This window comes from Salmonella sp. NW38 (genome assembly GCF_051807745.1).
Taxonomy (GTDB): domain Bacteria; phylum Pseudomonadota; class Gammaproteobacteria; order Enterobacterales; family Enterobacteriaceae; genus Salmonella; species Salmonella enterica.
This window is the reverse complement of sequence record NZ_JAMMTO010000001.1, coordinates 668,207-683,720: the sequence shown is the minus strand read 5'-3', so window position 1 is coordinate 683,720 and position 15,514 is coordinate 668,207. Positions and strand designations below refer to the sequence as shown.

The following is a 15,514-nucleotide window of genomic DNA, read 5'->3' as shown; positions in this document are numbered from 1 at the left end:
CCGGCCTACGGTTAATAATCAATTCCCATCTGGGCTTTTACGCCCGCGTCGAAAGCATGTTTAACCGGACGCAGTTCGCTGACGGTATCCGCAAGATCAAGAATATCCCGGTGACAGCCGCGACCTGTAATAATCACCGTCTGGTGACCAGGGCGCGCGTTTAGCGCGCTTATGACCTCTTCCAGCGGCAAATAGTCATACGCCACCATATAGGTCAGCTCATCCAGTACCACCATATCAAGCCGCGGATCGGCCAGCATCCGTTTACCATGCTGCCAAACGGCCATACATGCTGCAGTGTCTGCCTCGCGATTTTGCGTCTCCCAGGTAAATCCCGTTGCCATCACCTGAAATTCGACGCCATGCGGTTCCAGCAGATTACGCTCGCCGTTGGGCCAGGTGCCCTTAATAAATTGCACCACACCTACGTTTTTACCGTGTCCTACGGCGCGGGCGGCAGTCCCGAAAGCCGCCGTGGTTTTGCCCTTACCATTGCCAGTAAACACGATAATAATACCGCGCTCTTCCTGTGCCTGGGCGACACGGGCGTCAACCCGATCTTTTACCTTCTGCTGGCGCTGCTGATAACGTTCATCACTCATTGGGCGATTCCTGGTTTACGGCCCGGTTGGGCGTCAAAGGTCATACCGGTTTTACGGCGACTGTCGTCGCCCATAAGCCACAGGTAAAGCGGCATAATATCGGCAGGCGTTTTTAATTTCTGTGGATCTTCCGTCGGAAAGGCGCTGGCGCGCATACTGGTGCGCGTGCCGCCCGGGTTAATGCAGTTAACACGCAGAGAACGGTTCTGGTATTCGTCCGCCAGCACCTGCATCATTCCTTCAGTAGCAAACTTCGAGGTGGCATAGGCGCCCCAGTTGGCGCGTCCCTGACGGCCAACGCTTGATGACGTAAAGACCAGCGAGCCGGCATCGGACTTCAGCAATAACGGTAACAGCGCCTGGGTGAGCATAAAGGTGGCGTTAACGTTTACCTGCATGACATCCTGCCAGATCTGCGGATCTTGTTCGCTCATTGGACCGATTTCCCCCAGTAGCCCGGCATTGTGCAGGACGCCATCCAGGCGGGGATAGTGCGCGGCGATGCGGTCGGCCACTTGCCGGCACTCTTCAGCGGTGCAGGTCAGCAGATCGAGCGTAAACCACTGTGGTTGAACATGTTGCTCGTCAGCAATGTGCTGCGCGACCCGACGCAGTTTCTCTTCGTTACGTCCCAGCAGAATCACCGTTGCGCCGTAACGCGCATACGTGAGCGCGGCTTCCCGCCCAATGCCATCGCTGGCGCCAGTGACCAGAATAATGCGGTTTTGCAATAGATCTTGTTTCGGTTGGTAATGCATGGCTACTCCTCAACGGCGTGGTACACCGTCCTGCCAGGTTGTCTTATCTTCGCGTTAACTTTTCGGGTTTATGCCTGAAAGCGCCTTTTTTTTCAATCAGACAGGGGCGATAACGCCGTAAAATGAACGTCTTGTCATACTTTTTCTTCCTCAACAGGCATACGGATGAAGAGAGACTGGCTTCGATGCCTGTTGTACACTGAGCGCAAGTCGCGTTATTTAATCAAGGTGGGAGTCGTGGAATTGTTGTCTGAATATGGCTTATTTTTGGCAAAAATCGTCACCGTTGTGGTGGCCATTGCCGTCATTGTGTTGCTGATCGTGAATGCTACGCAACGCAAACGTCAGCGCGGCGAGCTGCGCGTGACCAATTTGAGCGAGCAGTATCAGGAGATGAAGGATGACCTTGCTGCGGCGTTGATGGATGGCCATCAGCAAAAACTGTGGCATAAAGCGCAGAAAAAAAAGCATAAGCAGGAGGCGAAAGCCGCCAAAGCGAAAGCGAAGCTGGGGGACATTGCGACATCGGACAAACCGCGCGTATGGGTGATAGATTTCAAAGGCAGTATGGACGCTCACGAAGTTAATGCGTTACGCGAAGAGGTCACGGCGGTGCTGGCAGTGGCGAAACCCGGCGATCGGGCGGTTGTGCGTCTGGAAAGCCCCGGCGGCGTTGTGCATGGCTATGGCCTGGCGGCATCGCAATTGCAGCGCCTGCGCGATAAAAATATTCCGCTGACCGTGACGGTGGATAAAGTCGCGGCAAGCGGAGGCTACATGATGGCCTGCGTGGCGGAAAAAATTATTGCGGCGCCGTTCGCTATTGTGGGGTCAATTGGTGTTGTCGCGCAAATTCCGAACTTTAACCGCTTTCTCAAAAGTAAAGACATTGATATTGAACTGCATACCGCAGGGCAGTACAAACGTACCCTGACATTGTTAGGCGAGAATACGGAAGAAGGGCGGCAGAAGTTTCGTGAAGATCTCAACGAAACCCACCATCTGTTCAAAGAGTTTGTGCAACGGATGCGTCCGGCTCTGGACATTGAACAGGTCGCCACGGGCGAACACTGGTACGGTCAGCAGGCGCTGGAGAAGGGGCTGGTTGATGAGATTAACACCAGCGATGAGGTTATTCTCGGCCTGATGGAAGGGCGCGAGGTGCTGAATGTGCGCTATATGCAGCGTAAAAAACTGATCGATCGTGTTACCGGCAGCGCGGCGGAAAGCGCGGATCGGCTGCTGCTGCGCTGGTGGCAGCGTGGACAAAAGCCGTTGATGTAAACCGCTATTGCCGGATGGCATTCAGTGCCATCCGGCATGGATTAATCAACCAGGTGATACTTCTCAGACAGCACATGCGCCAGGTGTTTAAACATGTTAAACACCGCGGTGCTTTTAGGGGTCGGTAACCCTTGCTCGTCTAAAAAGTAATCGCCGCTGAAAACCAGCACGCCATTTCTCTGCGTTACGCCGGTGGCGACAATACCTGCCATCGTGTCTTCATGTTCCCGAATAATTTTGTTGGCTTCAAGCAACAGTGTTTCGCGATCGATAGGTTGCGTCTCTTTATGCATTTTTTACTCCTTAAACAAGGAGATTAGTCTACGCTGAGCACTTCTGATGGGCAAATATTCTCACAGGAAATTGATGGATTTGTCATGTTGCGTTCACTGGCAAGATTTGTTTTTGCATGCTAATAAAGTTGCGTATCGAATTTTATCAGGTACAGTGTGACGCTTTCGTCAATCTGGCAACAGAATTGCTTGACATTCGACCAAAATTCCGTCGTGCTATAGCGCGTGTGTGCAAAAAAGCCTGTTAACTCAGTCACCTGAGGGTTACATTTCGTACACAAAGCCAGTACAAGGGGTTGATATCCGCAGACGCAGAGACCATATATCGTTGTCTCGTCGCCAGTGGAAGGTGAATCAACATGCGACGCATTCCTGGAAGAATCAACTTAGGTAAAGGTGAATATGGGTAAAGCTCTTGTCATCGTTGAGTCCCCGGCAAAAGCCAAAACGATCAACAAGTATCTGGGTAATGACTACGTGGTGAAATCCAGCGTGGGTCATATCCGTGATTTGCCGACCAGTGGCTCAGCAGCTAAAAAGAGCGCCGACTCTACCTCCACCAAAACGGCTAAAAAGCCCAAAAAGGATGAACGTGGCGCTCTCGTCAACCGTATGGGGGTTGATCCGTGGCACAACTGGGATGCGCACTATGAAGTGCTGCCCGGTAAAGAGAAGGTCGTCTCTGAACTGAAACAGTTGGCGGAAAAAGCCGACCACATCTATCTCGCAACCGACCTTGACCGCGAAGGGGAAGCCATTGCATGGCACCTGCGGGAAGTGATCGGCGGCGATGACGCGCGCTACAGTCGCGTAGTCTTTAACGAAATAACCAAAAATGCCATTCGCCAGGCGTTTGAACAGCCGGGCGAGCTGAATATTAACAGGGTCAACGCCCAGCAAGCGCGCCGCTTTATGGATCGCGTGGTAGGCTATATGGTCTCGCCGCTGCTGTGGAAAAAGATCGCCCGTGGTTTGTCGGCAGGTCGCGTTCAGTCTGTCGCGGTCCGTCTGGTCGTTGAGCGCGAGCGCGAGATTAAAGCGTTTGTTCCGGAAGAGTTCTGGGAAATTGACGCTAATACGACGACGCCGTCTGGCGAGGCGCTACCGCTACAGGTCACGCATCAGAACGACAAGCCATTCCGGCCGGTAAATCGCGAGCAGACGCTTGCCGCCGTCAGCTTGTTGGAAAAAGCGCGCTATAGCGTACTGGAGCGTGAAGACAAACCGACCAGCAGCAAACCTGGCGCGCCGTTTATCACCTCCACGCTACAACAGGCGGCCAGCACCCGGCTGGGCTTTGGCGTGAAGAAAACCATGATGATGGCGCAGCGTCTGTATGAGGCGGGCTACATCACCTATATGCGTACCGACTCCACCAACCTGAGTCAGGATGCGGTCAACATGGTGCGCGGCTATATTGGCGATAATTTCGGCAAGAAATACCTGCCGGATAACCCGAACCAGTACGCCAGCAAAGAAAACTCTCAGGAAGCGCACGAAGCGATCCGTCCTTCCGACGTTGCTGTCATGGCGGAGTCGCTGAAAGACATGGAGGCTGACGCGCAGAAGTTGTATCAGCTAATTTGGCGTCAGTTTGTCGCCTGTCAGATGACGCCAGCACAATATGACTCCACTACGCTTACCGTTGGCGCTGGCGAATTCCGTCTGAAAGCGCGTGGGCGTATTTTGCGCTTTGACGGCTGGACAAAAGTGATGCCGGCGCTGCGTAAAGGCGATGAAGATCGCACATTGCCTGCCGTGAATAAGGGCGATGCGCTGACGCTAGTTGAATTGACGCCTGCTCAGCACTTTACTAAACCGCCAGCCCGGTTTAGCGAGGCTTCTCTGGTTAAAGAGCTTGAGAAGCGCGGTATTGGTCGTCCGTCTACCTATGCGTCGATTATCTCGACCATTCAGGATCGCGGCTATGTTCGCGTTGAAAACCGTCGCTTCTATGCGGAAAAAATGGGTGAAATCGTCACCGATCGGCTGGAAGAAAACTTCCGCGAATTGATGAACTACGATTTTACCGCGCAGATGGAAGATAGTCTGGATCAGGTTGCAAATCACCAGGCCGAGTGGAAAGCGGTGCTGGATAACTTCTTCAGCGATTTTACTCAGCAGCTCGATAAAGCCGAGAAAGATCCGGAAGAAGGGGGGATGCGTCCTAACCAGATGGTGCTGACCAGCATCGACTGTCCAACCTGTGGCCGTAAAATGGGAATTCGTACTGCCAGTACGGGGGTTTTCCTTGGATGTTCAGGTTATGCGCTTTCGCCGAAAGAGCGTTGTAAAACGACCATTAACCTGGTGCCGGAAAATGAAGTTCTGAACGTGCTGGAAGGCGACGACGCCGAAACCAACGCCCTGCGCGCCAAGCGTCGCTGTCAGAAGTGTGGTACGGCGATGGACAGCTATCTGATCGATCCGAAGCGTAAATTGCATGTGTGTGGTAATAACCCAACCTGTGACGGCTACGAGATTGAAGAAGGCGAGTTCCGCATCAAAGGGTATGACGGTCCGATCGTTGAGTGTGAGAAATGTGGTTCCGAAATGCACCTGAAAATGGGGCGTTTTGGTAAGTACATGGCCTGTACTAACGACGAATGTAAAAATACCCGTAAGATCTTGCGTAACGGCGAAGTTGCGCCGCCGAAGGAAGATCCTGTTCCATTGCCGGAACTGCCGTGTGAAAAATCGGACGCGTACTTTGTGCTGCGCGATGGTGCCGCAGGGATATTCCTGGCGGCCAATACGTTCCCGAAATCACGCGAAACGCGCGCGCCATTAGTCGAGGAGCTATACCGGTTCCGCGATCGCCTGCCGGAAAAACTGCGTTATCTGGCGGATGCGCCGCAGCAGGATCCGGAAGGCAATAAAACCGTTGTTCGCTTTAGCCGCAAAACAAAACAGCAGTACGTTGCGGCGGAAAAAGACGGGAAGGCGACGGGATGGTCAGCGTTCTTCGTCGACGGCAAGTGGGTTGAAGGCAAGAAATAACCCCTGCCTGTCGTCACTATAGTCAAGCGGGCCGCGTAAGCGGCCCTTTTTTATATACCCTTCATATTTAAAGTGGCTTATGTGTTGGCTACGGATTACTCGGCCCATCCATGGGCCTCGTCCTGACGGGCCGTCGCACGCGACGTTCAAATCTGCTCCCGGCAGATTTGTCGCTCATCCCAGTCACCTTATGCTCCTGGGGACTCACTCTCTTGCCGCCTTTAAGCACTCGAATTATTTTGGGTATAGCGGCCTTATTATTTTATCGCGCTGGCTATACAGTTCAGATATAAATGATATAGTGGTTATAGTTAACACCTTTTTTATTATTAAATCGTATTAGCAGCCCGATTAAGTCTGCAGATAAACGATGGCCTGATGGCGCTAATCTGGATGATGTATTATGAAATTGCAGCAGCTTCGTTACATTGTTGAAGTGGTTAATCATAACCTTAACGTCTCCTCTACCGCTGAGGGGTTGTATACTTCCCAGCCGGGGATCAGCAAGCAGGTTAGGATGCTGGAAGATGAGCTTGGCATCCAGATTTTCGCCCGCAGCGGTAAGCATCTGACTCAGGTGACGCCCGCAGGACAGGAGATTATTCGTATTGCGCGTGAGGTGCTTTCCAAAGTCGATGCCATTAAGTCGGTCGCCGGCGAGCACACCTGGCCGGATAAAGGCTCGCTCTATATTGCCACTACCCATACTCAGGCGCGTTACGCATTGCCAGGCGTGATTAAAGGCTTCATCGAGCGTTACCCGCGCGTTTCGCTGCATATGCACCAGGGGTCGCCAACGCAGATTGCGGAAGCGGTATCGAAAGGGAACGCCGATTTCGCGATTGCCACGGAAGCGCTGCATTTATATGACGATCTGGTGATGTTGCCATGCTATCACTGGAACCGTTCGATAGTGGTGACGCCGGATCATCCATTGGCGGCAACGTCTTCCGTAACGATTGAAGCGCTGGCGAAGTATCCGCTGGTGACGTATACCTTCGGCTTTACCGGGCGTTCCGAACTGGATACCGCTTTTAATCGCGCAGGGTTAACGCCGCGGATCGTCTTTACAGCAACCGATGCGGATGTGATTAAAACGTATGTCAGGTTGGGGCTGGGCGTTGGCGTCATTGCCAGCATGGCGGTCGATCCGCTTGCCGATCCTGATTTAGTGCGGATTGACGCGCACGATATTTTTAGCCACAGCACCACAAAAATTGGTTTTCGCCGTAGTACTTTTTTACGCAGCTATATGTACGATTTTATCCAGCGTTTTGCGCCGCATCTGACGCGTGATGTGGTGGATACGGCGGTGGCGTTGCGTTCTAATGAAGAAATTGAAGCGATGTTTCAGGATATAAAGCTGCCTGAAAAGTAATAGCACCGTCGGTTTGTGTCGTAGTGGCATGGCAGACAAAGCCGCTTTTTGCAATATCCCTCAAAGTATTACGGGTAATGATCAGCAAAATAGTGTTGAATTACCCGTCCCGCCAGTTTCTTTTTCCAAATAGTTATCTTGAGTCAAAAGATTGATTTATTCACTGGCAACGATTCGTAAATTGACTGGATTTTTGACTAAAGTTTATTTAGGATTTGTCTCATCTGATGATTAATTGTACCGATTGTTTGGTGCTGAAATGATAAGTGATACCGATAGCATGAGGTTAGTAATGCCTTCTGAAAACCAGGAACCGCGCCGCGACCCTGAGCTCAAACGTAAAGCATGGCTGGCGGTTTTTGTGGGTTCTGCGTTGTTCTGGGTAGTGGTAGCGCTTGTTATCTGGCATTGGTGGGGCTAAGTGAGCATTACGTCGGAACGCGAGCGCGTGGTCGCGCCCCCGATTCAATCTTGTGACGATGATAACACCCCGGATACGACCGTTTTCCGGTCTGTTCCGCAACACTGGACGCTCACACCGCAGCAGCGGGCATTTATTGATGCTTTTGCTGACGAGGTGTCACAAAAATAATATTCGTCTTTTTATTGGCGTTACTGTTTTATTAACGCTGTCTTATTACACCGCAGCAACCGTGTGCTGAGCGCTTCTCAGTATTGATTAAACACAGTTGGTGTCGCCTATGTTAACGTCAAATATAAAGTATTGGTCATGGACTGGCGCGTTTATATTATCGCTACTGTTCTGGGCCGAGTTAATCTGGATTGCCGTCTAATCTCGTCAAAGCCCGATAATGCGTTATTTATCGGGCTTTTTCATCTTCGTTCCTCGCCTGTTAGGTTTCTCCTCTTTTAGCAATTTGGGTTGTTATCAAAACGTTACATTTTGTTTGTGTTATCTTTAATACAACCCTGTGGAGAATCAGGGTAACGCAACCCTGTCATTTAAGGAGGAGCTATGTCGTCAACCCTACGAGAAGCCAGTAAGGATACATTGCAGGCCAAAGATAAAACGTATCATTACTACAGTCTGCCGCTGGCTGCCAAATCCCTGGGCGATATCGCCCGTTTGCCCAAATCACTTAAAGTGTTACTGGAAAACCTGTTGCGCTGGCAGGACGGCGAATCTGTGACTGATGAAGATATTCAGGCGCTGGCCGGTTGGCTTAAAAATGCCCATGCCGATCGTGAAATTGCCTGGCGGCCCGCCCGTGTCCTGATGCAGGACTTTACCGGCGTGCCTGCCGTTGTCGACCTGGCGGCGATGCGTGAAGCCGTTAAACGCCTCGGCGGCGATACGTCGAAAGTGAACCCGTTATCGCCGGTTGATCTGGTTATTGACCACTCTGTGACGGTCGATCATTTCGGCGATGACGATGCGTTTGAAGAAAACGTGCGGCTGGAAATGGAACGTAACCATGAGCGTTATATGTTCCTGAAATGGGGAAAGCAGGCATTCAGCCGTTTCAGCGTGGTGCCGCCCGGAACCGGCATTTGCCATCAGGTTAACCTGGAATACCTGGGTAAAGCCGTCTGGAGCGAATTACAGGACGGGGAGTGGATTGCTTACCCGGACTCGCTGGTGGGGACTGACTCCCATACGACCATGATTAATGGTCTGGGCGTATTGGGGTGGGGCGTGGGCGGTATCGAAGCGGAAGCGGCGATGCTTGGTCAGCCCGTGTCGATGCTTATCCCGGATGTCGTCGGCTTTAAGTTAACCGGTAAACTTCGGGAGGGGATCACCGCTACTGACCTGGTGCTAACCGTCACGCAAATGCTGCGTAAGCATGGCGTCGTGGGTAAATTTGTTGAATTTTATGGTGATGGTCTGGATTCGCTGCCGTTGGCGGATCGCGCGACTATCGCTAATATGTCGCCGGAATATGGCGCCACCTGTGGTTTCTTCCCCATTGACGCCATCACCCTGGAATATATGCGATTAAGCGGACGTAGCGACGATCTGGTCGAGCTGGTTGAAACCTACGCGAAGGCGCAGGGAATGTGGCGTAATCCCGGTGACGAACCGGTATTTACCAGTACGCTGGAACTGGATATGGGCGATGTCGAGGCCAGCCTGGCCGGGCCGAAACGCCCGCAGGATCGCGTGGCGTTAGGCGATGTGCCGAAAGCCTTTGCCGCCAGCGCCGAGCTGGAGCTGAATACCGCGCAAAGAGATCGCCAGCCGGTTGACTATACGATGAACGGACAGCCATATCAGCTTCCGGATGGCGCTGTCGTCATTGCCGCCATCACCTCCTGTACGAATACCTCGAATCCCAGCGTGCTGATGGCGGCGGGATTACTGGCGAAAAAGGCAGTAACGCTGGGGTTGAAGCGTCAACCGTGGGTCAAGGCTTCTCTGGCGCCGGGGTCAAAAGTGGTATCTGACTATCTGGCGCAGGCCAAACTTACGCCTTATCTGGATGAGCTCGGTTTTAACCTGGTCGGTTATGGCTGTACGACCTGTATCGGGAACTCCGGTCCGTTGCCGGAGCCTATTGAGACCGCGATTAAAAAAGGCGATCTGACGGTAGGGGCCGTGCTTTCCGGTAACCGAAATTTTGAAGGGCGTATCCATCCGCTGGTGAAAACGAACTGGCTGGCGTCGCCGCCGCTGGTGGTCGCGTATGCGCTGGCCGGAAACATGAATATTAACCTCGCGACAGACCCGCTGGGGTACGATCGTAAAGGCGATCCGGTATACCTGAAGGATATCTGGCCTTCGGCGCAGGAAATTGCCCGCGCCGTTGAACTGGTATCATCGGATATGTTCCGTAAAGAGTATGCGGAAGTGTTTGAGGGCACGGAAGAATGGAAATCGATTCAGGTTGAATCGTCCGATACCTACGGCTGGCAGTCGGATTCAACCTATATTCGCCTGTCGCCTTTCTTTGATGAAATGCAGGCCCAGCCTGCGCCCGTCAAAGATATCCACGGCGCGCGTATCCTGGCGATGCTGGGTGATTCGGTGACGACCGACCATATTTCCCCGGCCGGCAGTATCAAGCCGGACAGTCCCGCCGGACGCTATCTGCAAAACCACGGCGTTGAGCGGAAGGATTTTAACTCCTATGGATCACGGCGCGGCAACCATGAAGTGATGATGCGCGGTACGTTCGCCAATATTCGTATTCGCAACGAAATGCTGCCCGGCGTCGAAGGTGGGATGACGCGGCATTTGCCGGGTACGGAAGCGATGTCGATTTATGATGCCGCGATGCTCTACCAGCAGGAAAAAACGCCGCTGGCGGTGATTGCCGGGAAAGAGTATGGGTCGGGATCGAGCCGTGACTGGGCGGCAAAAGGTCCGCGGCTGTTAGGTATTCGCGTGGTGATCGCCGAGTCGTTCGAACGTATCCACCGCTCAAACCTGATTGGGATGGGGATCCTGCCGCTGGAGTTTCCACAGGGCGTAACGCGTAAAACGCTGGGACTGACCGGGGAAGAGGTGATTGATATCGCGGATCTGCAAAACCTGCGCCCTGGCGCGACCATTCCGGTGACGTTAACGAGATCGGACGGCAGCAAAGAAACGGTACCTTGTCGCTGTCGCATTGATACCGCCACCGAGCTGACTTACTACCAGAATGACGGCATATTGCACTATGTCATTAGAAATATGCTGAACTAAAGCCGTTTATCGGGCCTGCCGTAAACAGGCAGGCCCGCGCTTTAATACCGGTGGCTTACTTGTTTAGCAGGTGACCCATTTTGGCCGCTTTAGTATCGAGATAATGCTCATTATTTGGATTACGACCCACAATGAGCGGAACGCGTTCCACGATATTAATTCCCGCCTCGGTCAGTATTTCGACTTTCTTCGGATTATTGGTCAGCAGGCGAACTTCATCCACGCCCAGTAATTTGAACATATCCGCGCACAGGGTGAAATCACGCTCATCGGCGGCAAAGCCGAGCTGATGATTGGCCTCCACCGTGTCATAGCCTTGATCCTGTAATGCATAAGCGCGAATTTTATTAAGCAGGCCAATATTGCGGCCTTCCTGACGGTGGTATATCAGAATTCCGCGTCCTTCTTCCGCAATATGCGTCAGCGCGGCTTCCAGTTGAAAACCACAATCACAGCGCAGACTAAAAAGCGCGTCCCCGGTAAGACATTCGGAATGAACGCGAGCCAGTACCGGCGTTTTACCTGAAATATCGCCAAAAACCAGCGCGGCATGGTCGTGTCCGGTTGCCAGTTCTTCAAATCCCACCATCAGAAAGTCACCCAATGGGGTTGGCAGTTTGGCTTCTGCCACACGTTTAAGCTGCATGTATTTCTCCAGATTATGCTGACGCCTGCGGTGTCGTCGCCTGTTGGCTTGTATCCCGCTATTTTGCCATAAGGCGGCGGACATCACCTAATCACTACCACGTAATTGCTCAGGAATGGCACAAATTTGTCAATTTTCCAGTCCGGCGAGAATTTTCAGTTATGATTGTGATACTTACTTATAAAAGGAGCATCCATGCTTTCAATTGCGAGGCGCACCGCGGCAGGAGCCGCCCTGTTGCTTATCATGCCGCTTGCCGTATGGGTATCAGGCTGGCAGTGGCAGCCAGGACATCAGGTCTGGTGGCTAAAAACGCTATTCTGGATAACGGAAACCGTGACCAAACCCTGGGGCGTTATCACGCATGTGATTCTTTGTGGATGGTTCTTATGGTGCCTGCGATTTCGCCTGCGCGCCGCCATTATGCTGTTTGCGATTCTCGGTGGGGCGATTATCGTCGGGCAGGGCGTGAAGTCATGGGTAAAGGAGCGCGTACAGGAGCCGCGGCCATTTGTGGTCTGGCTTGAAAAAACGCACCATATTCCCGTCGATGAGTTCTACACTTTAAAGCGTACAGAACGCGGACATTTAGTGAAAGAGCAGTTGGCCGGGCAACAGAACATCCCCGTTTTCCTGCGTCAGCACTGGCAAAAAGAGACGGGTTTTGCGTTTCCCTCCGGACACACCATGTTTGCAGCGAGCTGGGCGCTTTTGGCCGTGGGTCTGTTATGGCCGCGCAGACGGACTTTCACCATCGCGTTTTTGTTAGTCTGGGCGACCGGCGTAATGGGCAGCCGTTTACTTCTGGGAATGCACTGGCCGCGAGATTTAGTGGTCGCCACGCTCATCTCCTGGCTATTAGTTACCCTGGCGACCTGGCTGGCGCAGCGAATTTGCGGGCCGCTTATGCCGCCTCGTGAAGAAGCGCAAGAAATTGCTGAACGCGAGCAGGAAAGCTGACAACGGTTGATTTTCTGACTATTGCCCTTAAATCATCTGATGGCGGGCGCATTTCCATTTCGCGCGAGGCGGGAAAATGGTAATTTAGAAGGCTGGATGCGGTAAGTTGGACACGATTTATTCGCGCAAACCACATAACGGGAAGTAATGTGAAATATTTACTCATTTTCTTACTGGTATTGGCGATTTTTGTTATTTCGGTGACGCTGGGCGCGCAGAATGATCAACAGGTGACGTTTAACTACCTGCTGGCGCAAGGGGAGTATCGTATCTCCACGTTGCTTGCTGTGCTGTTCGCCGTCGGTTTTGCGATTGGCTGGCTGATTTGCGGCCTGTTCTGGCTGCGGGTCCGCGTTTCCCTTGCCCGCGCTGAACGTAAAATTAAACGACTGGAAAACAAGCTCTCGCCAGCAACCGACGTTGCGGTCCCTGCCGATTCGTCGGTTGTAAAGGAATAATCATTTATGTTGGAGTTGTTATTTCTGTTGTTGCCTGTAGCCGCTGCCTATGGGTGGTATATGGGTCGCAGAAGTGCGCAACAAACAAAACAGGATGAAGCTAACCGCCTGTCGCGCGATTATGTCGCAGGGGTTAACTTCCTGCTGAGTAACCAACAAGATAAAGCGGTGGATCTGTTCCTCGATATGCTTAAAGAGGATACTGGCACCGTTGAGGCTCATCTCACTCTCGGTAATCTGTTTCGCTCTCGCGGCGAAGTCGATCGCGCCATTCGTATTCATCAAACGCTCATGGAAAGCGCTTCATTGACCTATGAACAGCGTTTACTGGCTGTTCAGCAACTGGGGCGCGACTATATGGCCGCCGGTTTATATGACCGCGCAGAAGATATGTTTAACCAACTTACCGACGAAACGGAATTTCGCGTAGGCGCGTTACAGCAGCTCTTGCAAATCTATCAGCTAACCAGCGACTGGCAAAAGGCGATCGAAGTCGCAGAACGGCTGGTGAAACTGGGCAAAGATAAACAGCGTATCGAAATCGCCCACTTTTACTGTGAGTTAGCGTTACAGCAGATGGGCAACGACGACATGGATCGCGCGATGGCGTTGCTGAAAAAAGGTGCCGCCGCAGATAAAAATAGCGCCCGGGTGTCTATCATGATGGGGCGCGTTTATATGGCGAGAGGGGATTACGCCAAAGCGGTCGAAAGCCTGCAACGTGTGATCGTTCAGGATAAAGAGTTGGTCAGCGAAACGCTGGAGATGCTGCAAACCTGTTATCAACAGCTCGGTAAAAATGCCGAGTGGGCGGAGTTTTTACGTCGCGCCGTTGAGGAGAATACTGGTGCTGGCGCTGAGTTAATGCTTGCCGATATTCTGGAAGCGCGTGAAGGTAGTGACGCAGCTCAAGTCTATATCACACGTCAGCTACAGCGACATCCTACCATGCGGGTGTTCCATAAGCTGATGGATTACCATCTCAACGAGGCGGAAGAAGGGCGAGCGAAAGAAAGCCTGATGGTACTGCGTGATATGGTTGGCGAGCAGGTGCGCAGTAAACCGCGGTATCGTTGTCAGAAATGCGGTTTTACCGCCTATACCTTGTACTGGCACTGTCCGTCCTGCCGGGCATGGTCGACCATTAAACCTATTCGCGGACTTGATGGGCAGTAGTATATAAAAAAAGCTTCACTTTAGTTACAACATACTTAATGATGTAAAACTAGAAACGACGCTGGCATCGGCAGGCAGGGCTTATCAGGTTGTCAATCGAACCTGTTAATTTCCCTGCGCCGCAGGTAGAATGCACGCCGTTTATCCAATTTGCGCCACTTCCGGTGCCCATCATCAAGAAGGTCTGGTCATGACGTTTACTGCTTCATCTTCTTCCTGCGCTATTACTGAATCGCCTGTCGTTGTGGCGTTGGATTACCATGAACGCGATAAAGCCCTGGCGTTTGTCGATAAAATCGATCCTCGCGATTGTCGCTTAAAAGTGGGCAAAGAGATGTTCACGCTGTTTGGTCCACAGCTCGTTCGGGATCTCCAGCAACGTGGGTTTGATGTCTTTCTTGATCTAAAATTTCATGATATTCCTAACACCACGGCCCGGGCAGTCGCCGCAGCGGCAGACCTGGGCGTCTGGATGGTAAACGTTCACGCGTCTGGCGGGGCGAGAATGATGGCCGCAGCGCGCGACGCGCTGGCGCCATTCGGTAAAGATGCGCCGTTGCTCATTGCCGTGACCGTGTTGACCAGTATGGAAACCAGCGATCTGCGCGATCTGGGCGTGACGTTGTCACCGGCGGAACATGCGGAGCGGCTGGCGCGCCTGACGCAGCAATGCGGGCTGGATGGCGTGGTCTGTTCCGCTCAGGAAGCGGTCAGATTTAAACAGGTCTTTGGCGCTGCATTTAAGCTGGTGACGCCGGGCATTCGGCCCGCAGGCAGCGAGGCAGGCGATCAGCGACGCATTATGACGCCCGAACAGGCATTATCCGCCGGCGTCGACTATATGGTGATTGGCCGCCCGGTTACGCAATCGGTAGATCCGGCGCAAACGCTGAAGGATATTAACGCGTCACTGAAACGGGAGGCATAATGAGCGATTCCAATAGTCGTCTGGTTTATTCAACACAGACGGGGCGCATTGAAGAACCTAAAACGGCGCCGGTTCGTCCCAAAGGGGATGGTGTCGTTCGCATTCAGCGTCAAACCAGTGGCCGTAAAGGTAAAGGCGTATGTTTGATTACCGGTATCGAGATGCATGATGCGGAATTAACCAAACTGGCGGCTGAACTGAAGAAAAAATGCGGCTGCGGCGGGGCAGTAAAAGAAGGAATTATTGAAATTCAGGGTGATAAACGCGACTTGATAAAATCATTGCTGGAAGCTAAAGGAATGAAAGTAAAATTAGCTGGCGGCTAATGAAAACGCCACGGTTGTAAATTACCGTGGCGTGAAAGTCAACTTTGTCTATT

16 protein-coding genes are annotated in these 15,514 nt (G+C 52.5%); 12 read left to right on the top strand and 4 right to left on the bottom strand.

Features of this window, described 5'->3' with window-relative positions:
* Nucleotides 1-11 precede the first annotated feature (11 nt).
* Nucleotides 12-602 carry a cob(I)yrinic acid a,c-diamide adenosyltransferase gene (gene cobO / locus NA624_RS03505; protein ID WP_001278862.1) on the bottom strand — a complete coding sequence of 197 codons (591 nt, stop codon included), beginning with the start codon at nucleotides 600-602 and terminating at the stop codon, nucleotides 12-14.
* Nucleotides 599-1,360 (bottom strand): YciK family oxidoreductase, encoded by a 762-nt coding sequence (locus NA624_RS03500; protein ID WP_000559310.1) that lies wholly within the window; start codon nucleotides 1,358-1,360, stop codon nucleotides 599-601. The genes cobO and NA624_RS03500 overlap by 4 nt, the downstream gene beginning before the upstream one ends.
* Before the next feature lie 237 nt (nucleotides 1,361-1,597).
* Between NA624_RS03500 and sohB the strand changes: the two genes are divergently transcribed.
* On the top strand, nucleotides 1,598-2,644 hold the full coding sequence (gene sohB / locus NA624_RS03495) for a protease SohB (RefSeq protein WP_000422082.1): 1,047 nt from the start codon (nucleotides 1,598-1,600) through the stop codon (nucleotides 2,642-2,644).
* A 41-nt stretch (nucleotides 2,645-2,685) separates the two neighbouring features.
* Here the strand turns inward: sohB and NA624_RS03490 are convergent, their stop codons facing one another.
* On the bottom strand, nucleotides 2,686-2,937 hold the full coding sequence (locus NA624_RS03490) for a YciN family protein (RefSeq protein ID WP_000548616.1): 252 nt from the start codon (nucleotides 2,935-2,937) through the stop codon (nucleotides 2,686-2,688).
* Nucleotides 2,938-3,339: 402 nt separating this feature from the next.
* Here NA624_RS03490 and topA point away from each other — a divergent pair, with 402 nt between their 5' ends.
* The 6 genes from topA (at nucleotide 3,340) to acnA (ending at nucleotide 10,967) form a co-directional block, all read left to right on the top strand.
* Nucleotides 3,340-5,937 (top strand): type I DNA topoisomerase, encoded by a 2,598-nt coding sequence (gene topA / locus NA624_RS03485; RefSeq protein ID WP_000513595.1) that lies wholly within the window; start codon nucleotides 3,340-3,342, stop codon nucleotides 5,935-5,937.
* Between the two features lie 403 nt (nucleotides 5,938-6,340).
* Complete coding sequence (cysB, locus tag NA624_RS03480) at nucleotides 6,341-7,315, top strand: HTH-type transcriptional regulator CysB (RefSeq protein WP_000776232.1); 975 nt, start codon at nucleotides 6,341-6,343, stop codon at nucleotides 7,313-7,315.
* 280 nt (nucleotides 7,316-7,595) lie between these two features.
* On the top strand, nucleotides 7,596-7,736 hold the full coding sequence (locus tag NA624_RS03475; RefSeq protein WP_213083417.1) for a YmiA family putative membrane protein: 141 nt from the start codon (nucleotides 7,596-7,598) through the stop codon (nucleotides 7,734-7,736).
* Nucleotides 7,737-7,907 carry a hypothetical protein gene (locus NA624_RS03470; RefSeq protein WP_000029025.1) on the top strand — a complete coding sequence of 57 codons (171 nt, stop codon included), beginning with the start codon at nucleotides 7,737-7,739 and terminating at the stop codon, nucleotides 7,905-7,907. It begins immediately after the preceding gene.
* 109 nt (nucleotides 7,908-8,016) lie between these two features.
* Nucleotides 8,017-8,109 (top strand): small membrane protein YmiC, encoded by a 93-nt coding sequence (ymiC, locus tag NA624_RS03465; protein ID WP_223148964.1) that lies wholly within the window; start codon nucleotides 8,017-8,019, stop codon nucleotides 8,107-8,109.
* A 182-nt stretch (nucleotides 8,110-8,291) separates the two neighbouring features.
* Nucleotides 8,292-10,967, top strand: coding sequence for an aconitate hydratase AcnA (acnA, locus tag NA624_RS03460; protein WP_000099475.1), 2,676 nt, complete (start codon nucleotides 8,292-8,294; stop codon nucleotides 10,965-10,967).
* 55 nt (nucleotides 10,968-11,022) lie between these two features.
* Here acnA and ribA read toward each other — a convergent pair whose 3' ends face one another.
* Nucleotides 11,023-11,613 (bottom strand): GTP cyclohydrolase II, encoded by a 591-nt coding sequence (gene ribA, locus NA624_RS03455; RefSeq protein ID WP_001176283.1) that lies wholly within the window; start codon nucleotides 11,611-11,613, stop codon nucleotides 11,023-11,025.
* 195 nt (nucleotides 11,614-11,808) lie between these two features.
* Here ribA and pgpB point away from each other — a divergent pair, with 195 nt between their 5' ends.
* The 5 genes from pgpB to yciH all read left to right on the top strand — a co-directional run bounded on the left by pgpB (nucleotide 11,809) and on the right by yciH (nucleotide 15,461).
* Nucleotides 11,809-12,573, top strand: a complete 765-nt coding sequence (pgpB, locus tag NA624_RS03450) for a phosphatidylglycerophosphatase B (protein WP_000948651.1) — start codon at nucleotides 11,809-11,811, stop codon at nucleotides 12,571-12,573.
* A 149-nt stretch (nucleotides 12,574-12,722) separates the two neighbouring features.
* Complete coding sequence (locus NA624_RS03445) at nucleotides 12,723-13,031, top strand: LapA family protein (protein ID WP_000876301.1); 309 nt, start codon at nucleotides 12,723-12,725, stop codon at nucleotides 13,029-13,031.
* A gap of 6 nt (nucleotides 13,032-13,037) precedes the next feature.
* Nucleotides 13,038-14,207: a lipopolysaccharide assembly protein LapB gene (gene lapB, locus NA624_RS03440; RefSeq protein ID WP_000891378.1), complete on the top strand. Its 1,170-nt coding sequence runs from the start codon at nucleotides 13,038-13,040 to the stop codon at nucleotides 14,205-14,207.
* A 190-nt stretch (nucleotides 14,208-14,397) separates the two neighbouring features.
* Complete coding sequence (pyrF, locus tag NA624_RS03435; protein WP_001529407.1) at nucleotides 14,398-15,135, top strand: orotidine-5'-phosphate decarboxylase; 738 nt, start codon at nucleotides 14,398-14,400, stop codon at nucleotides 15,133-15,135.
* Nucleotides 15,135-15,461, top strand: a complete 327-nt coding sequence (gene yciH, locus NA624_RS03430; RefSeq protein WP_001285203.1) for a stress response translation initiation inhibitor YciH — start codon at nucleotides 15,135-15,137, stop codon at nucleotides 15,459-15,461. Before pyrF ends, yciH begins: the two co-directional genes overlap by 1 nt.
* Nucleotides 15,462-15,514: the final 53 nt, after the last annotated feature.